Source organism: Pseudomonas sp. 9.2(2024) (assembly GCF_039695385.1).
GTDB lineage: Bacteria > Pseudomonadota > Gammaproteobacteria > Pseudomonadales > Pseudomonadaceae > Aquipseudomonas > Aquipseudomonas paraglycinae.
In genome coordinates this window covers 5,693,314-5,711,179 of sequence record NZ_CP155585.1, presented here as the reverse complement: position 1 = coordinate 5,711,179, position 17,866 = coordinate 5,693,314, and the positions used below count along the sequence as shown (strand labels likewise).

General features: G+C 60.4%; 14 protein-coding genes. 8 read left to right on the top strand and 6 right to left on the bottom strand.

Going from position 1 to position 17,866, the window contains the following annotated elements:
• Positions 1–142: 142 nt before the first annotated feature.
• The 4 genes from ABFB52_RS25795 (at position 143) to ABFB52_RS25780 (ending at position 4,630) form a co-directional block, all read left to right on the top strand.
• A complete protein-coding gene (locus ABFB52_RS25795) occupies positions 143–2,062 on the top strand; it encodes a sigma-54-dependent Fis family transcriptional regulator (RefSeq protein ID WP_129972498.1) in 1,920 nt (639 codons plus the stop codon).
• Between the two features lie 297 nt (positions 2,063–2,359).
• Complete coding sequence (gene mpl, locus ABFB52_RS25790) at positions 2,360–3,709, top strand: UDP-N-acetylmuramate:L-alanyl-gamma-D-glutamyl-meso-diaminopimelate ligase (RefSeq protein WP_085747640.1); 1,350 nt, start codon at positions 2,360–2,362, stop codon at positions 3,707–3,709.
• Positions 3,706–4,353, top strand: a complete 648-nt coding sequence (ubiX, locus tag ABFB52_RS25785; RefSeq protein WP_129972497.1) for a flavin prenyltransferase UbiX — start codon at positions 3,706–3,708, stop codon at positions 4,351–4,353. The genes mpl and ubiX overlap by 4 nt, the downstream gene beginning before the upstream one ends.
• Complete coding sequence (locus ABFB52_RS25780) at positions 4,346–4,630, top strand: YceK/YidQ family lipoprotein (RefSeq protein ID WP_085747641.1); 285 nt, start codon at positions 4,346–4,348, stop codon at positions 4,628–4,630. The genes ubiX and ABFB52_RS25780 overlap by 8 nt, the downstream gene beginning before the upstream one ends.
• A 43-nt stretch (positions 4,631–4,673) precedes the next feature.
• Here the strand turns inward: ABFB52_RS25780 and ABFB52_RS25775 are convergent, their stop codons facing one another.
• The 4 genes from ABFB52_RS25775 to ABFB52_RS25760 form a co-directional block, all read right to left on the bottom strand.
• Positions 4,674–7,259: a hypothetical protein gene (locus tag ABFB52_RS25775; RefSeq protein WP_129972496.1), complete on the bottom strand. Its 2,586-nt coding sequence runs from the start codon at positions 7,257–7,259 to the stop codon at positions 4,674–4,676.
• Positions 7,260–7,503: 244 nt separating this feature from the next.
• The gene (locus ABFB52_RS25770) at positions 7,504–8,145 is read right to left on the bottom strand and encodes an oxidoreductase (RefSeq protein ID WP_007958634.1); all 642 of its coding nucleotides are present in this window, start codon (positions 8,143–8,145) and stop codon (positions 7,504–7,506) included.
• Positions 8,146–8,172: 27 nt separating this feature from the next.
• A complete protein-coding gene (locus ABFB52_RS25765) occupies positions 8,173–9,900 on the bottom strand; it encodes a C13 family peptidase (RefSeq protein ID WP_102686371.1) in 1,728 nt (575 codons plus the stop codon).
• 110 nt (positions 9,901–10,010) lie between these two features.
• Positions 10,011–10,466, bottom strand: a complete 456-nt coding sequence (locus tag ABFB52_RS25760) for a MaoC family dehydratase (protein ID WP_007909575.1) — start codon at positions 10,464–10,466, stop codon at positions 10,011–10,013.
• Positions 10,467–10,659: 193 nt separating this feature from the next.
• On the opposite strand from ABFB52_RS25760, the gene ABFB52_RS25755 reads away from it, so the two are divergent.
• Genes ABFB52_RS25755 through ABFB52_RS25745 form a run of 3 tightly spaced genes read left to right on the top strand, consistent with a single transcriptional unit; the run spans position 10,660 to position 12,339 of the window.
• A complete protein-coding gene (locus tag ABFB52_RS25755) occupies positions 10,660–11,022 on the top strand; it encodes a CidA/LrgA family protein (protein ID WP_007958636.1) in 363 nt (120 codons plus the stop codon).
• Entirely contained in the window at positions 11,022–11,738 is a 717-nt protein-coding gene (locus ABFB52_RS25750) for an LrgB family protein (protein WP_007958637.1), read from the top strand. Before ABFB52_RS25755 ends, ABFB52_RS25750 begins: the two co-directional genes overlap by 1 nt.
• 10 nt (positions 11,739–11,748) lie before the next feature.
• Positions 11,749–12,339, top strand: coding sequence for an LON peptidase substrate-binding domain-containing protein (locus ABFB52_RS25745; RefSeq protein ID WP_085747646.1), 591 nt, complete (start codon positions 11,749–11,751; stop codon positions 12,337–12,339).
• Positions 12,340–12,351: 12 nt separating this feature from the next.
• On the opposite strand, the gene ABFB52_RS25740 is transcribed toward ABFB52_RS25745, so the two are convergent.
• Positions 12,352–13,830: a hypothetical protein gene (locus tag ABFB52_RS25740; RefSeq protein WP_256656670.1), complete on the bottom strand. Its 1,479-nt coding sequence runs from the start codon at positions 13,828–13,830 to the stop codon at positions 12,352–12,354.
• A gap of 196 nt (positions 13,831–14,026) precedes the next feature.
• Entirely contained in the window at positions 14,027–17,644 is a 3,618-nt protein-coding gene (locus ABFB52_RS25735) for a calcium-binding protein (protein WP_346836110.1), read from the bottom strand.
• Here ABFB52_RS25735 and ABFB52_RS25730 point away from each other — a divergent pair.
• Positions 17,643–17,852, top strand: coding sequence for a hypothetical protein (locus tag ABFB52_RS25730; RefSeq protein WP_219733473.1), 210 nt, complete (start codon positions 17,643–17,645; stop codon positions 17,850–17,852). The two genes, ABFB52_RS25735 and ABFB52_RS25730, sit on opposite strands and share 2 nt — an antisense overlap.
• Positions 17,853–17,866 lie beyond the last annotated feature (14 nt).

Below are 17,866 nucleotides of genomic sequence, written 5' to 3'. Positions count from 1 at the left end.
ACAGCCTGGGTGACAGTTTGTACCGCTTCTGGCACAACCCGTGACCGGGCGGTCTTGCCAGCATTGCAAAGACCGGTTGGCTGGAGGATGCTGGGCACCACTTCACGCATGGGCCGATGAGCCTCGGGGAGAATAATAAGAAATGCACGACAACCATTTGAGTCGCCATGCCCAACAGGTTCTCACCGTCACCCAGGGTAAGTCGCACCTGCATGGCCCCGGTGCCGACCCGTCGATTGCCCGCTCGTGGCTGCGTTGTCTTGAGGACTATCACCTCGACCCGGCCCTGACCATGGCGCCGACCGTGCTAGAACACGGTCGTGTCCTCGAAAGCCGCGAACGGCTGCAACAGGTGTTGCAGATCGCCGGCAATGAAATGAGCAGCCTGCATCAACAACTCTCCGGCGCCGGCCACGCGGTGCTGCTGACCGACGCGCGCGGGGTGATCCTCAACTGCGTCACCGCCCCCGCCGAACGCAAGATTTTCGAACGCGCCGGCCTGTGGTTGGGTTCCGACTGGAGCGAGGCCTGCGAAGGCACCAACGGGATCGGCACCTGCCTGGTGGAACGTCAGGCCCTGACGATTCATCAGGACGAACACTTTCGCGGTCGTCACACCGGCCTGACCTGCTCGGCGAGCCCGGTGTTCGACCCGCACGGCGAGCTGCTGGCGGTGCTCGATGTTTCCTCGGCTCGGCATGACGTCTCGCGCCAGAGCCAGTTCCACACCATGGCGCTGGTCAATCTGTCGGCGAAGATGATCGAGAGCTGCTACTTCCTGCGCTGCTTCGATAACCAATGGTTGTTGCGTTTCCACCTTCAGGCTGAGTCCGTCGGGCTGTTTAGCGAAGGGTTGCTGGCGTTTGACGGGGAAGGGCGGATCAGTGCGGTCAATCAGAGTGCATTGAACCTGCTCGGGCACATCCGTGGCGGCTTGCTCGGTAAACCGGTGGAGGCGTTTTTCGATTGTTCGCTGGATGAGTTGCTCGGGCGCGCCAGTGCCAATGCCAGCGCCAGTTGGCCGCTGCGTACTCGCGATGGGCGGCATCTGTTTGCGGTGCTGCGCGGCGAAACCCGTCGGCCGCTGCCAGCAGTACCGGTTCCGGCGCCTTTGGAAGCGCCGCGTCTTGCGGGCATTTGCCTTGGTGATGCGGCGTTGCAGTCGGATTTCCGCAAGTCGCTGCGGGTGTTCGAGCGTGACGTGCCGCTGCTGATCAACGGCGAAACCGGTTCTGGCAAGGAAGCATTCGCCAAGGCTGTGCATAACGCCAGTCAGCGCGCCGGCAAAGCGTTCGTCGCCCTCAACTGCGCGGCAATTCCCGAAAGCCTGATCGAGAGCGAACTGTTCGGTTATCGCGGCGGCAGCTTCACCGGCGCGCGCAAGGACGGCATGCGCGGCAAGCTGCAGCAGGCCGATGGCGGCACGTTGTTCCTCGATGAAATCGGCGACATGCCGCTGGCTCTGCAGACTCGCCTGTTGCGGGTGCTGGAAGACCGGCAGGTGGTGCCGATCGGCGGCGAGCCGGAAGCGGTCAACGTGCGAATCATCAGCGCCACCCACCGCAATTTGCTGGAGCGGGTCGGTGATGGCAGTTTCCGGGAAGACCTTTACTACCGGCTCAACGGGCTGGAAGTGGCGCTGCCGCCGTTGCGCGAGCGCAGTGACAAGTCGCAGCTGCTGGATTTCCTGCTGGCCGAAGAGGCGGGCGGGGAAACGATCCTGATCGACGAACCGGCGCGCCAGGCTTTGCTCGGGTTCAACTGGCCGGGCAATGTGCGGCAGATGCGCAATGTGCTGCGCACGCTGGCGGCGTTGTGCGATGAGGGGCGGATCGGGCTGGATGATCTGCCGGCGATGTTTCGGCATGTGCAGCCGCTGTTGGTGAAAGCCGATGAAACTGCATCCGAACATCCGCTGGAAGATGCCGAGCGGCTGGCCTTGCTCAGTGCGCTGGAGCAAACGCGCTGGCACATGACCCACACGGCGCAGCAACTGGGCGTCAGTCGCAATACGCTCTATAGAAAGTTGCGCAAGCACGGGATTGAGCGGCGTGTCAGTTAAAAGCCCCTCACCCTAGCCCTCTCCCAAAGGGAGAGGGAACTGACCGCGGTGTCTTTTGGCATACATCGACCTGAGCGACCGAGTCGATTATGGATTCGGGCCGGAGTTCACCGTGATGTGTCAGGTCGGCGTACCTCGAGAGAACACGACGGTCGGTTCCCTCTCCCTTGGGAGAGGGCTAGGGTGAGGGGGCGATCTCAAGTCGGACACAAGTTCAGACCTCCACCCTCAATCACCTAAAGAGTGCCATTTCCCCCTCCCTGCGCTAACCTGCGGCCATGTTTTACGAGGTCGACTATGCACATTCATATTCTGGGTATCTGCGGGACTTTCATGGGCTCGATGGCGGTTCTGGCCAAAGAGCTGGGCCATCACGTCACTGGCTCCGATGCCAACGTCTATCCGCCGATGAGCACCCAGCTCGAAGCCCAGGGCATTCAGCTGACCCAGGGTTACGACCCGGCGCAGCTTGATCCGGCACCTGATCTGGTGGTGATCGGCAACGCCATGTCCCGCGGCAATCCGGCAGTGGAATATGTGCTGAACAAAGGCTTGCCGTACGTGTCCGGCCCGCAATGGCTGGCCGACCATGTGCTGCAAGGTCGTTGGGTGCTGGCGGTTGCCGGTACGCACGGCAAGACCACCACCAGCAGCATGCTCGCCTGGGTGCTGGAGTACGCCGGCATGAGCCCGGGTTTCCTGATCGGCGGCGTGCCGCAGAATTTCTCGGTATCGGCGCGTCTGGGCGGCACGCCGTTCTTCGTGATCGAGGCCGATGAATACGACAGCGCGTTCTTCGACAAGCGTTCGAAGTTCGTCCACTACCGTCCGCGCACGGCGATCCTCAACAACCTCGAGTTCGATCACGCTGACATCTTCCCCGATCTGCCGGCCATCGAGCGGCAGTTCCACCACTTGGTGCGCACCATCCCGAGCGAAGGCCTGGTGATTCACCCGACCACCGAACCGGCCTTGCAGCGTGTGATCGAGATGGGTTGCTGGACCCCGGTGCAGACCACCGGTGCCGGCGGTCAATGGCAGGTCAAGTTGCTGAAAGACGATGGCTCGGCGTTCGAAGTGATGTTCGAAGGCGTGTCCCAAGGCGTGGTCGAGTGGGAATTGACTGGCCAACATAACGTTGCCAACGCCCTGGCCACTCTGGCCGCAGCACGTCACGTCGGCGTTGTGCCGTCGATGGGCATTGCCGGATTGAGCGCATTCAAGAGCGTCAAACGCCGGATGGAAAAAGTCGCGGAAGTGCGCGGCATCACCATCTACGATGACTTCGCCCACCACCCGACCGCGATTGCCACCACCCTTGATGGCTTGCGCAAACGTATCGGCGATGCGCCGCTGATCGCGATCATCGAGCCGCGCTCCAACTCGATGAAGCTCGGCGCCCACCGTGACGGTCTGCCGGACAGCGTGGTCGATGCCGATCAGGTGATCTGGTACGCCCCGGCCAACCTCGGCTGGGATCTGGCAGGCACCGCCGCACTTTGCACCGTGCCGTCGATTGTCAGCGATTCGCTGGAAGGCATCATCGAACGCGTGAAGAGCCAGGCTCAGCCCGGTACTCACGTGGTGATCATGAGCAACGGCGGCTTCGGCGGCCTGCACGGCAAACTCGCCGAGGCGCTGAAATGAACACTCGTCTGGCGAGCAATGGCCCGGAACGCATAACGCTGGCGATGACTGGCGCGTCCGGCGCCCAGTACGGCTTGCGCCTGCTGGATTGTCTGGTGCGCGAGGATCGCGAGGTGCATTTCCTGATCTCCAAGGCCGCGCAACTGGTTATGGCCACCGAGACCGACGTGTCGCTGCCGGCCAAGCCACAAATGATGCAGGCGTTCCTCACCGAATACACTGGCGCGTCCGCCGGGCAGATCCGTGTGTACGGCAAGGAAGACTGGATGTCGCCGGTGGCCTCGGGCTCTGGCGCCCCCGCCGCCATGGTGGTGGTGCCGTGCTCGACCGGCACCTTGTCGGCCATTGCCACCGGCGCCTGCAACAACCTGATTGAGCGGGCGGCGGACGTCACCTTGAAGGAGTGTCGCCAGTTGATTCTGGTGCCGCGCGAAGCGCCGTATTCGAGCATTCACCTGGAGCACATGCTCAAGTTGTCGAACATGGGCGTGACCATCCTGCCGGCCTCGCCGGGCTTCTATCACCAGCCGCAGACCATCGATGACCTGATCGATTTCGTGGTGGCGCGGATTCTCAATCTGCTGGGCATTCCCCAAGACATGCTGCCGCGTTGGGGCGAACACCATCTGAGCAGCGATGAATAAGCTGCTGGCGATGCTGCTGATCTTGCAACTGACCGGCTGCGCCACCGTGCGCACGCTCGATGCCGCCAAGTCCGGCGCGCCGGTGGTGTATTCCGGCACGCGGCTGGATCTGTATGCGATGAATGGCGGATGTTGCGCGATGGATCGATTCGGCGCCGAGGCACCGAGCTATCCCGGTGTGGATCTGCCGGCCAGCGCATTGCTCGATACGCTGCTGTTGCCGTTGTCGTTGCTGACGGTCATCGGTGTAGGGTTTCAGGCGACTGGCGGGTTATGAAAATCAATGGCACGACCCCGCAGGGGCGTGCCATTGAAGCTCCCTATAACGTGATCGTTTCGGGCGGAAAGACGATGTCGTCAGAGAATATGTCCTGTCCCGCCGGCAATTCGATAACGCGCTTGCCGGCGTTCGCCACTTCATCGATCAACCCGTCATATTCGTCCCGGTTCAATTCTCCTGCCCGCGTGCGGGACTCAATGGCGTCGGCAGGGTTTTGATCCGATCCCGTGGCGTGCTTCAACGCCTGCAAATGGATATCTTCCACTGTCGCCGCGCGGGTCATGCCCGAGTTGACCAGCCAGACGCGCCTCGACGTGAAACCGATCGACGACATCGAAACATGCCCCTCCATTTTCATGCTCGGGAACCACGTTTTGCCGTCCGCGGGGCTTCGTTCGAGCCGCGTCGGGTTGTAGACGCGATTGTCCTGTCCCGCAACGACTTCCACATTGCGGGTATCGAGCAGGTAGCAAAACCGGATGCGTTGAGCGGGGGGCGTCGAAGTGCCGCTGGTTGTCTGGTGCGCCTCTATGCCTGTCACTCCTCTGGTTTCATTCGCAAAGTCCATGGCGGTCTTCAGGCTGAACATTGCACTGACGGGTGTCTCGCTCGTGGTGCCCACAGCCGATACCACGCGTGGGACCATGGCCCCGGGCCGGGCTATTTCGAAAGGTGTCCGGTCATCCACTTTGAACACGGCAGGAATGTCGGTTCTGTACAGATAATTGTGCGTGTTGCGCTTGAAGCCGCTGAGCCGCAACAGCTCCTGAAAGAAGGGTTCGGTCAGACTCGCCTTCAGCAGGCTGGTGCCTTCTCCCTGATTTCTCAGCTGAATGATTTCAGCATCGATTTCCGGCAGAAACGGTTCGAAGAGTTTTTCGTTGGTTACCAGCCGGGTGCGATCCTGATAGGTCTTGACCCATCCAGGCATTTCATCATTGATCAGGTTCTTGAACTGCCCTGTCGGCGACAGCTCCTTGCACAGTCGTATTAGTTGCTGGACGGAAAGATTGTAGGGCTGGAACCGGGCGAGGATTTGCTCTCGTGTTTTGAGCGGAGAATCAGGGTTGGTCCACAGCCGCAGGTAGTCGAACAGTTGTTCACGCTGGGAAGGGTATTCCCGTTGTTTGACCCAGGCAGGCGGTTTCTGATGGCGCGCAACCTCCCGACGAAAGCGCACGATGTCGGGTCCTTCGATTCTGTAAAGGTTCCAGATGTCGATGTCCCGCCAGAACGGGCGCAGAACATTCTCTTTGTAGATCGGATAATCGGTGGCTTTGACGACAATCAGGCTGGCGCCTTCACGAAACGCCAGTTGGGTGAGAGGTCCATGATTGTCATTCAGGCCAGGCTTGCGCTGCATCTCGACATAACCATGGAAATTCGACTTGTCGAGATCCCAGGTGTAGTGGCGCTGATCACCGTAGGCAATCATGGCGTCCGCTGTCCTGGACGTGTCGGGTGATGATGGGCGTGGAGAGGGCGAGCCGGGTGTTGGCGGGCTTGGCAATGGCGTTTGTGGGCCAGATGGGCTGCGGTGCAAGGTGACGGACTGGAGGTGTTCTGCCCATTGGGCTGGGGTGCGGTTCTGATGGTTCAGGAGGCTGTTGAACAGGTCGCGATCCATGTCCATGCCAGACCAGCGGTACAGCTCGTCAAACAGGTAGGCGTTTTCCATCCGTTGTGTCCGAACGGTAGCCCATAGAGGTTTCTTCCCGGTGCTGTGCGCTTCGCTGCGGAAGCGGGTGATTTCTGCGCCCTGTATCCCGTAGAGATCCCAGATATCGCGGTCTGTCCAGGCTGTTAACAGTTCGGCTGGCTGATCGATTCGCGAAGCGGAAGGCTCGACACTGACAAATGAGCCGCTTTCGTCCATGAATGCATGATGCAGCGGCGGTCCGACCTCTTCGGTCCGGCGCATTTTTCGGTGCAGGACCACATAGCCATGGTGATTGTTGGCCTTCTCGTTCCATACGTAATGTTGGGTATCGACGTAAATCGGTGCAGTGTTCGGCTGCGTCCTGGCCGGTCCCGGCAGGTGGGGCTGTGCTGCGTTATCGTCGGTATTGTCTGCCTGCCGGTGTACCGTGGACTCGAGGGCCTGACTGATAACCCGCGGCTCAGCGACCCGCCAGGTATTGCTTTCGGTGTCGAATTGCAGGACGGGGCCCGACGCCTGCGCTTCCTGTGGGCGCATAGCTCGGTAGGTGCCGAGGCCTTCGTCCCAGGCCACCATGACCGTCGTGGTCGTGGTGTATTGCACCTCGGCATAAATGCGTCCCCTGTGAACCCGCAACCCTTCGGTGTTGACGGCGGGTAATCGCGTTCGCAGTTGCGCCGGTAACTCGTAGTGACGGATCGATCCGCTCGCGTGTGGGTCGCTGGATGAGCTTCCTTGAGTGTCTCCAGCCGGGTGGGTCAGATCCTGAATCTGTATCGCGGGCAATGTGTCACTTGAAGAAAGTGGGGCAGGCGCCTCCGTGGGGCGGCTGGCGCTGTCTGTTTCCGGGGATCGAATCAAACCCGGGAAATCATGACGCTGGGTCGGCGATGTTTCCGGAGTCGACCTGTCGAGGGTGGGTGGCGTTTTGCTGGTGCCTTTCGACGTTTTTGTTTGCGGTGCCATCAAGGAGTCCTTTCATTGATTGCCTGACGTGCTGTGGTGTCATCCCATGGCGGAATGGCCGTAGACGCAGGTGTGCTGGAGGGCACGTTATCCATGAAAGGGAAGGGGCACGTGGTAGATAGCTACGACACGCGGGTTGATTCGATTCACTTTATTTCGAATGTCGGCCAGTTCACGCAAGATCCTCAGGCTTCATTGGAAATGGTTACCCGGGATCCGCGTTGAACCGCTGTGGCGAGTGAGCTTACTTGCCGAGTTTTCTCAGTTCGTCCGACTCGACAATCCGCACACCATCCTGCTCCTCCAGCGCCAGACGCCACATGGCGCGGGCCAGTTGGCAGGCTTCGATGCCACGGTATTTGCCGGGGATCAATTTAGAGAATGGCGCGGCGAGCTGTTCGCCCAGACGGGGCTCGCTGCGTTCGCCGAGCAACAGCGATGGCCGGCAGATGGTCAATTGCGGCCAGTCCTGCGCGCGCAATGCGTATTCCATTTCGCCTTTTACCCGGTTGTAGAACACCGAGGACCGGCGATCGGCCCCCAGGGCGCTGATCACGATCAGGTGCCGTGCTCCCATCTCCCGGGCGCGCTTGGCGAACGCCACCACCATGTCCAGATCCACGGCGCGAAACGCCTCTTCGGAGCCGGCCTGTTTGATCGTGGTGCCGAGACAGCAATAGGCAATGTCGACCCGACCGGCCAGTTGCGGCAGGAAGGTCTGTGGATCGCCGACCGGGTTTTCCAGATGCGGATGTTCAGCCAGCGGCCGGCGTGAGGGGGCAAGGACGCGGCTGATCGTCGGCTCGTTGAGCAGGCGGTCGAGCAGATGTTCACCGGTCAGTCCGGTGGCTCCGGCAAGCAAGACATGCTGAGGCGTCAAGTACATAGTGTCTCTCCCTTGATACTGTTCAGCTTAGTTGCTCTTTATCGCTCCGTCGTTCAACGCAGCACTTTGCAATGCTTTTCTCGCTTGCTGTTTACGCAGCAGTTGCCAGTGCGCCAGCACGGTTTTCGGCGCCCAGATCTGCGGTTCAGAGGCTTCGAAGTTGTCCGCCAGTTCCCGTTCGGCGACGGTGGCCTTGGCCAGTTTGAAGGCTTGCTCCAGGTCGTCGGTCTGGTTCAGCGCCTGGGCAAACAGGGCATCGCCGAAGTAGGTGAAGTTGGCCTCCTCGGAGCAACCGAACGACACGCGATCGGCGCGCGAGGCGGTCATGATCAGCGTGCGCTCGTCCTTCAGCGCCGGAATGAAGCCGCCGGAATAGCACGAAGAGATGACGATGATCTTGTCGCGATTCTTCAGCGGTGCGAGCACGGCGGCGAGTTCGTCGGCGGGCAGGTCGGCCAGTTCCATGCGCGGCTGGTCGAGCACCAGTTCGTGTTCGGCGGTGCCGTGGCTGGTCAGGTAGATGAACACCAGATCTTCCGGGCCGCTGCGTTCGGCCAGGGTCAGGGCTGCGCGGCGCAGGTTCTCGCGGGTGGCCATCGGCCGGTCGCCGAGGTGGTCGCGATGGTTGACCAGGCGAATCTGGCCAAACGCGCCGAAACGGCTGGTGAGCATGTTGGCCACGTAATCGGATTCGCGCAGGAACACGCTCTGCTTGCCGTCGCCGCCGAGGGTCAGGGTGTACAGCTCCACTGCCGGGGTCGAGGCCGGCACATTGGCCAGCGCTTCATCGAGGAGGCGACCCTGGGCCAGCAGGCCGAGTTCTAGGGTGTCCGGCAGCAACTTGCCGTCGGCATCGCGTACCCGCTGGCCGTTGATCCAGGTGCCGCTGAGCACGCTGCCATCGGTGAGCACCAGGGTGCCGCGTCCGGAATAACTGTCGCTGTCGAATCCACCGACGTAGAAGCTGCCATCGGACAGGTTCAGGCGACCCTGACCGCTGAAGCGCCAATCATTGAAGTAACCGATGTAGTGGCTGCCGTCGGCGCCGATCAGTTCGCCCTTGCCGGTCAGCGCGCCTTCCTTGAACTGCCCGAGCCAGACATCGCCATCGGCGTTTTCGTAGCGACCCTTGCCGTGCAGTTGATTGTTCTTGAAGCCGCCGACGTAGATGTCGCCGTCGGCACTGTTGAAGGTGCCGTTGCCTTCGAGCTGGCCGTTGACGAAGTGGCCGGTGAACTGATTGCCGCTGGCATCGCCGCGCTGGCCTTCGCCGTTGGGTTTGCCGTGGGCGAACTGGCCCTGATAGGAACTGCCGTCATCCAGCTCGAGGCGACCGAGCCCGGAATACTGGTCGGCCTTGAATTCGCCGCGATAGGTCATCGCGTTTTCTTTAAGGGTGCCCTCGCCGTCACGTCGGCCCAGCTTGAAACCGCCGGTGTAGCTGCCGGCCGTGGTGGTCAGCGTGCCCTGGCCGTCGAACAGCCCTTGCTGGAAGTTGCCGCGATAGACCTCGCCATTGCTGCCGTGCCATTCGCCCTGACCATGCCATTGCCCCTTGTCGAACGCCCCGGCGTACCAGCTGCCGTTGGGGTAGTCGACCCGGCCCTGGCCTTGCAGCAAACCATCGACCAGTTCACCGCGATAGCGGCCGCCGTCGGGCAGGCGCGCATCCGGCGGCAACAGCGATTCGCCGTCGCCACACGCGGCCAGCAACAGGGTCAAGGCAAGGGGAGCAAGAGGAGCGAATGAGCGCATAGCGGGATCCGGGCAATTAGGCGACCGAGTATGCCGCAGCTATGTGACCTAATACAGCCGGCGGGGAGGAGCGGATGCGAAACAGCGTGAGCCGCTTCGCATCCAGGCGCTTAAACGAAGCAGAGCGACAGCGGTTCGGCGATGTAGGCCGGTTTGTCCGAGCCTTCGATCTCCAGGGTGGCGGTGGCCTTGAGCAGCCACTGGCCAGGTTTTTTCTCGGTCACTTCACCGAGGTCGACCTTGAGCCGGACCTTGGAGTTGACCTTGACCGGCTGGATGAAACGCACGCTGTCCAGGCCGTAGTTGACCACCATCTTCACGCCTTGCGGCAGGATCAGGATGTCTTCCATCAGTTTGGGGATCAGCGACAACGACAGGAAACCGTGTGCAATGGTGCTGCCAAATGGCGTTTGCGCGGCTTTGACCGGGTCGACATGGATGAACTGGTAATCCCCGGTGGCTTCTGCGAACAGGTTGATACGCTCCTGATCGATGGTGAGCCATTCGGAACGTCCGAGTTCCTTGCCGACATAATCTTTGAGCTCTGCAACTGGAACATAGGGCATTGAGACTCTCCTTGGGTTCATCGGTTTTATAGTTTTTCAGGTGGGGGATTTGACCGCCCTGCGAACCACTGTAGATCATCATGGCGATTTGCTCAGGTCAACCGACCATGCTTTTGGCGAATGCCGATCCATAGCGCAGGCGTGCTTATAATGCGGGCGACTTGCGAGGCGAAAAGTAAGACGGAGATGACGGATGTTGCTACGCGGCCTGACCATGCTGGTGCTGTTTCAATTGCTCGGCACGGCCCTCAATCATTTGCTGTTGCCGGTGCTGCCGGGGCCGATCATCGGCCTTTTGCTGTTGCTGGTATTTCTGATCGTGCGCGGTGAAGTCGGCGAGCCGCTGAACCTTGCGGCCGGCAGCCTGCTGCGTTATCTGCCATTGCTGCTGGTGCCGCCGGCGGTGGGCGTGATGGTGTATGCCACGGCGATTGCCGCGGATTTCTGGGCCATTGTCGGTGCGCTGGTGGTCTCGCTGATTCTGTCGATGGCCTTCGCCGGCGTGCTGATGCAACGGCTGGTCAAGCGCCACGCGCCGCATTCGGAGGAGTCCTGATGCTGTTCGACTGGCAAGGTGCCTGGGCTTCGGTGATTCACCATCCCCTGTTCGGCATCGGCATCACCCTCGGTGCCTATCAACTGGTGCTGGCGGCGTTCGAGAAAACCCGCTGGATCTTTCTGCAACCGGTGCTGGTCTCGATGCTGTTGGTGATCGGCGTGCTGGTCGGCTGCGGCCTGACCTACGCCGAGTACCGCAAGAGCACCGAGATCCTCAGTATTCTGCTGGGCCCGGCGACCGTTGCGCTGGCAGTGCCGCTGTATCTGAATCTGCGACGCATCCGGCAATTGTTCTGGCCGATTTTTACTACGCTGGTGATAGGCGGCGTGGTCGCCACGGGCATGGGCGTGGCGCTGGGCTGGTGGTTCGGTGCCGATCACATGATCCTGATGACCATGGCGCCCAAGTCGGTGACCTCACCGATCGCCATGCTGGTGGCCGAACAGATCGGCGGTGTCGCAGCATTGGCGGCGGTGTTCGTGTTGATCACCGGGGTGATCGGCGCGATCTTCGGCCCGGCGTTGCTGACCCGTCTGGGCGTGCACAGCCCGGAGGCGCGCGGCATGGCGCTGGGCATGACGGCACATGCGGTCGGCACCTCGGTGGCGTTGCAGGAAAGCGATGAGTGCGGCGCCTTCGCGGCGCTGGCGATGAGTCTGATGGGCGTGGCCACGGCGGTGTTCCTGCCGTTGGCGGTGTCGATGGTGGTGTAAGGAAATGTCTATGAGTCTGCCGCTTTTTCCGCTGAACACGGTGCTGTTTCCCGGCTGCAATCTGGATCTGCAGATCTTCGAAGCACGCTACCTGGACATGATCGGCCGCTGCATGAAACAGGGCGGCGGGTTCGGCGTGGTGTGCATCCTGGAAGGCAGCGAAGTCGGCGTCGCGCCGGAAGGTTTCGCCATGGTCGGCTGCGAAGCGCGCATCACCGATTTCCAGCAGCAGGACAACGGACTGCTGGGCATCCGGGTGCAGGGCGGGCGGCGCTTCATCGTGCAGAGCACCGACGTGCAGCGCGATCAATTGATCATGGCCGAGGTCGAGTGGCTGGACGAAGAACCCGAGCAACCGCTGCAGGATGAAGACGCCGATCTGGTGGCGCTGCTCAAGGCTCTCGCCGAGCACCCGATGGTCGAGGCGTTGAACATGGGCATCGAAGCGGCGGGGCAGCAATCACTGGCCAATCAGTTGGCGTATCTGCTGCCGTTCGCCGAGGAAGACAAGATCGATTTGCTGCAACTCGACGACCCGCAGCAGCGACTGGATGCGATTCAGGCGCTGCTCGATGAATTGCAGGGCGAGTTGTTCGCTTAAGACTCGACCCGGTTATACGGGCCAGACGATGTCATTGGCGAACCAGTCCCGGCCACCTGGAAATGCAAGGATCGGCTTGCCGGCCCTGGCCACCGCATCGATCAAAGCGTCGTATTCATGTTGATTGGAAATGCCGCTGTGGGTCCGCGCCTCGATGTCATTGCCGATGTAGCTGGTTTGGGCTTGAGCGGCGACATCGTCGACCTTGGCGGCACGCGTGAAGGTCGAGTCGAGCAGCCACAGACGCTCTGATTCGATACCTCGCTTGGACGTTGAAATCAGGGCTTCGAGTTCGTCATCTGGAAACCAGGCATTCTTTTCCCGTGCCGCCAGATTGAGCAAATGGTTCTCTTCGTTGAGGACCACCTCCATCCTTCGGGTATCGATGACGTAAGAGAAGATGAACTGCTGATCGTGGCGGATCGTCGCGTAATTGCGTTCGGTGTCCAGTTCTACGTCCGATGCATCGGACCAGTCGTTGTCGGAGTTCCCTGACTCGTTGTCCGATTCACCCGGTTTTTTGCCGGGATATTTGTTTCTCTGGCTGTTGTAGCGCAGGTACTCCGGATCGGGAGCCTCGGTGCCCCTGGCGCCATATCTCTTGACCAACTGATGGCTGACCGTGGCACTGATCGGTTTTTCGGTCGTGGCGCCGCGCGGGTGTTTCAGGCGAGGCAGCATGCGTCCGTCGTTGTAGAACTCGAAAGGCGTGCGTTCATCGGCCCTGAACAGACCCGGAATATCCGTGCGATACAGGCAGTCGCTGCTGTTGCGCAGGTAACCGAGTCGGGTCAGAAAGGCGTCGAGAAATTCCCGGGTGACGCTTTTGTCGAAGTCGATCAGGTCGCTGCGCAGTGTTCCGTTCCGCACGGGCAGTAGCAGCGGTTCGATTTCTTCATACAGTTGATCGAAGCGGGTCGGATCGTTCTCGTCCCGAGAGCGTAAGTGATGCTGCTCGGCCCACTCCGGCATCACCCAGGGATTGGCGGTCAGATCACTGTGCAACCGGATGTGTTGTCGTGGCGACAGGTTATAGGCGCGCAAAAACTCGACGCGCTGGCCGAGCGTCATCAGTGGATGCATCGTGAGCAACGAGTCGTTCAGCAGTCGGGTGGTGGCTTCATGCGCCGACAAAGGAGAGGTCTGCGCTTGTTTGGCTGGCTCCGGCGTATCAACGTCACTGACCTGGGAATGGGGGCGTTTCGAGGGGGTATGTGAGGCCGGGCTCCAGGTCGATTCACCGGTATTTCTGTAGAGCGCCGGCCCGGGAGACAGCTTTTTGTACAGATCCATGGCCCGAAAGGTGCCCAGGTTCGCATCGAATTCCACATACACCGTGCCGCTGTCTTTCACATCGACGAACGCGCGTCCGACGATGTAGCGCAGACCCTCCTCGTTGACCGGTTGCAGGTTGCGCAGCAATCCGGGGTTCAAACGGTAACTGTCCAGTCCGGTCGCCGTTTCACGGGAGGCGACCGGCAGGTCAGACACTTCGATTTTCGGTGTGTCAGCGAGGGGCGGGGTGTGTCCCGGGTTTCGCGGATGCGCGGCTGTCAGGTCTGGCAACGAATGCGGTAGCTGTGGGTCTGGCGCTTGCGGTCGCAATCGTGGGAGTTCAGCAAGCGAGTCGGCGGGCGTATTACCCTTGGAAAAGCCTGGCGGCGAGGGTGGTTTTGGTCGCATGGTGTCATTCCTTGACGATGATCAGGTGCTCGACAGGTATCGAGCGGGTCGGAGCGGTTTCGCTGCTCCAGACGTTGGTGGCAACGTTGTATGAAATCTTGCCGGCAGCGGTTTCGCTCAGGCGAATGTGGTGAACGGACACTTCGTCGGACTCAAGCTCTTCACGCCGTTGATGCTCACGAATGTCCTGGGCGATGGCCTGAACCGATGGGTAGGCTCGGGCATTGATGGCGCACAGACCGATCACCTCGAACAGTGCATTGATCCGATAACGGTTTCCCGAGGAGACCACGACTTCGATGGTTTCCAGTGGCGTCAGCGGATCGTTGCTGTCCGGCAGTTGAATCCGGATGCTGCCGATTCTGAGCAGGTTGTCCTTGATGGAAAGATCGCGGTGGCTGATCTGCTCTTGCAGATGTTGCGTGTGAATGAACCAGGTGGAAGAGCCCGAGACGTTGGCATCCGCTTCTGCGGTGGACAGCCGGATGGACGTGGCGCTGGCGGGAAACAGTTCATAGCTCGACGATCGTCCCTCCAGCCAATAGGTCGCATTGTGCTCGGCTGCCTGAAAGTCTACCCGCTGCGAGGTTGCCTTCAGCGTGCGCTTCTCGACAGAGGGCCTGACGAAAATATACCGGCCGGCTCGCTCGCGCAGCGAGGTGCGGCTTTGCACTACGGTATAACCCGGGTTCCTTGCGTCGTTTAGATACGTGGGATGCGGAAAGTCGAGGTGATAGGAAATCCCGTCTCGCATGACCAGCGTCATCGGGTGAATCATCTGCCAGCCGGAGGCCAGGATTCCGGCTCCCATGTCGCGTTTCTTGCCCGGATTTTCTCTTGCAGCACCGTGCAACGAGAGCAAGCCACCACTTTCGTGGAACGTGATGGTGTGGTGAATGTCCGTGTAGCTGAGCAGCGTGAATGCGTTTGGCCTGGTTTTGGTAACGGTATAAATCGCCCGCACTTCATCGATTTCCGTGCTGTCGCGGTCGACGTACAGAGTGCTTCGGGTCGGATTTGCGTGTGGTGTTGCCATCAGGATTGCGTGACGGATCTGGCGCGAGATGAAGTAGTACGAGTGCGGTTTGTTGGAAATCCTGCAAGGACGATCATTGACCGGTACCGGCGAGGTTTTCGTCGTGCCGACAGTCAGAACGGTCACTGTCACGGTCAGGTCGGCCAGGTCCGGGGTATCGGCAGGCCACGCGGGCTGCAAGTGGTAGCCGTCCTGTGTAATGAACGTCCATTTGTCGTTGCGCAAGGTGCGTTTGCCATCGACCGTCCGGTACACCGCCTCCAGCACCAGTTCCCGCATGGGCGACCGGATGTCGTCGTCGCGCAGGGATTCAATGACCAGCGCGTCATTGCGCACGTACCAGCGCTGGATGGCTTCGAGCGTCACGCCCAGATAGACCGTGCTCGGTTCCTGACCATCCTCGTGGAGGGAAACCTTGAGGCAGTTCGGGGCAATTTCGTAGGTGTCGCGGCCGCTGCCTCCATCGACGGTGCCACGAAGGCCGCGGACGGCGATGCGGTCATCGCCGGCTCCGGCATCGACGCGGTCATCGCCATTGGCGGCAATGGTGTCGGCGTGGTCGGAACCGGTCACGCGGTTGAGCGCGCCGGCCAGTGTCTCGACCTTTTCGATGGACCTGAAGGTTGAATGCAGCACCGGCGCACGCGCCGGATCGACAGGACGCACCGCCAGCCTGCCTTTTTTCAGGTCGACATCAAAACCGATATGGCGCGGCGGGCTAGCGAGAGGGTCTTCGTTTTTATGTTTGCCTTGCAGCCAGAGCAGGTCGGTGCCGTCACCACCGGACAGCTCACTGACGGTGGTCGGGTCATCAGACAGCGCTTCGGAAGCCGACTGAAACAGAAAGGAGTCATCCTTGTTGCCGCCGTCCAGGGTTTTACGGCCACTGGCATAGCTGAAGAAATTCGGCTTGTCCTCGACGCCTTGCACCGTGTCATGGCCGCCGCCCAGGTTCCAGAAGACCCCTTTCGCCGGGTCGCTTTTCCCACTGGCGATGACAGCGTCGGAGTCGGGTAATCCTTTCCTGGCGTCGTAGGTGTCATCCGTGTCGCTGACGACAGGGCGGTTTTCGCTGGTATAGGGCGTTTCGCCTTTGCTTTCATCCCATTGGAAACGATGGAGGCGAGTGGGCTGCAACGTAACCTCGAAACGGCCATTGACGATCACATCGACGCTTTCCTTGAACTCATTGTCGAGCCAGCCGAGACTGCGCGTCTTCAAGGCTTTGGCGTAGTCGCTTGTGGTCTTGGCGACCAGGTAGCGCTCCATCAGCGCCTTGTCCTGGCTTTGTCCGGTGAACGCGAACCAGCCGGCACGCCAGCGTTCGTGCACGGTCAGTTCGATGTAATCGTCGATGTCGTCGACCATGCGCGCGGCGCCGTAGATTCGGGCACCGACAATCATGATCGCCGCTGCTGCGATCCCCACCGGGCCAGCAGCTTGAAAGCCCATCAGTGCTGCGCAGCCAAGGGCAATCGACAGGGCGCCGCTGAACACGCTCAAGCCGCCGGTGACGTACAGATCCTGAGCTTCCTTGCCCTGGGCCCTGGCCGCATCGTTGAAGGATTTGATGGCGGTGTAGATATCGAAGGGCAACGTCAGCACGCTGGCGATCAGGCCTGCGCCCCGGCACAGCCATTTGCCCATGGTGGTCTTGCCGAATTGTTCGAGGGCCATGGAACCCTCACGGATCATCTGTTCGCCGGTCTTGTTCAGCGCGTATTCGAGGCCCAGTGAAGTGATCTCGGCGAGAGCGCCGCCCACATTGATCAGCACTTCTCCCATCTGACCTTTCTTGAGGCCGTCGATGGCGCCCATGTAGGCGCTGTACAAACCGTAGGCCTGCAGCCCGGCGCCCATACTGGTCATGCCGCGACTCTTGGCCTTGTCTACCCAGCCCGGCAAATGTTCGGGCAGCGGGCTTCTGTGGATATCCAGGTGTTGGGTGGCGGTCAGCAGTTTGCTGATTTTCTGCATGGGGTGCTCAGCATCACTGGCGGATATTTCGCGCAGAAGCGGTGCTGCGTCGGGGGAGCGCAGAGTGACGATTTCGTAGAGTAATTCCGGGACCCGTTGGTGCTCCTGACCATCGACTGACTTGATCCGCTGCTCAACCTGGGCGGGATCGAATTGCAGCCCATCGATAAAGGCCTGATCGGGCTCGGGGAAGTACGTGTTGGCTGCTGTAATGGCCTCGCCGTTGACCCGGGCACCCAGCGCCTGAAGTGTCTGGCGGCTCACGGTCAGTTCGCCAAATCGCAGGGGCCCGAACAGTTTGTCCAGATCGTTCAGGTCCGACATTTTGCCGGACGGTACATCGGTTTCCGCCGTTGCTGAATTTGATGGAGTGATAATGTCGGAAATTGTTATGGGGGCTGTAAGAATAGTTTCAGAGTTGATGTTAAAAGGTTTGGCCAAAATCAATACTCGTTGATGAAGTGTCTGGAGACTTTGGCATGTTGAGCAGGTGTGTTCGGTTGTTATTGTTTTTCCGTTTGTATTGTTGTTTTTTGTATTGTCTTTGAAGTGGTTTGTCGGGTGCTTTTGATTTAGCGTTGAACCCGGCTCGCAGGAAGCGGGTTTCATGAACAAGGAGAACAATGTGACAATTTATGAAGATGAATGGGCGTTCTGGGATGATATTGCCGGGAAGTATATTTTTAAACATGCAGGCGTTGATCTGAATACCGACATTGTCCTCAAGGCCGCCGGCTACTACGCGGATTCCATGGTGCTTGAGCGCCGCAAACGCAGACGTGTGAAGAACGATCCGGCCCAGGCTGCTGGTAAATGAAATCCTGTCTGTTG

Coding starts and splice junctions, on each gene's coding strand:
- ABFB52_RS25770 (WP_007958634.1), bottom strand. CDS start 8,145: ATGTACTTGACGCCTCAGCATGTCTTGCTTGCCGGAGCCACCGGACTG.
- mpl (WP_085747640.1), top strand. CDS start 2,360: ATGCACATTCATATTCTGGGTATCTGCGGGACTTTCATGGGCTCGATG.
- ubiX (WP_129972497.1), top strand. CDS start 3,706: ATGAACACTCGTCTGGCGAGCAATGGCCCGGAACGCATAACGCTGGCG.
- ABFB52_RS25765 (WP_102686371.1), bottom strand. CDS start 9,900: ATGCGCTCATTCGCTCCTCTTGCTCCCCTTGCCTTGACCCTGTTGCTG.
- ABFB52_RS25750 (WP_007958637.1), top strand. CDS start 11,022: ATGCTGTTCGACTGGCAAGGTGCCTGGGCTTCGGTGATTCACCATCCC.
- ABFB52_RS25735 (WP_346836110.1), bottom strand. CDS start 17,644: ATGAAACCCGCTTCCTGCGAGCCGGGTTCAACGCTAAATCAAAAGCAC.
- ABFB52_RS25760 (WP_007909575.1), bottom strand. CDS start 10,466: ATGCCCTATGTTCCAGTTGCAGAGCTCAAAGATTATGTCGGCAAGGAA.
- ABFB52_RS25775 (WP_129972496.1), bottom strand. CDS start 7,259: ATGGCACCGCAAACAAAAACGTCGAAAGGCACCAGCAAAACGCCACCC.
- ABFB52_RS25755 (WP_007958636.1), top strand. CDS start 10,660: ATGTTGCTACGCGGCCTGACCATGCTGGTGCTGTTTCAATTGCTCGGC.
- ABFB52_RS25745 (WP_085747646.1), top strand. CDS start 11,749: ATGAGTCTGCCGCTTTTTCCGCTGAACACGGTGCTGTTTCCCGGCTGC.
- ABFB52_RS25795 (WP_129972498.1), top strand. CDS start 143: ATGCACGACAACCATTTGAGTCGCCATGCCCAACAGGTTCTCACCGTC.
- ABFB52_RS25730 (WP_219733473.1), top strand. CDS start 17,643: ATGAACAAGGAGAACAATGTGACAATTTATGAAGATGAATGGGCGTTC.
- ABFB52_RS25780 (WP_085747641.1), top strand. CDS start 4,346: ATGAATAAGCTGCTGGCGATGCTGCTGATCTTGCAACTGACCGGCTGC.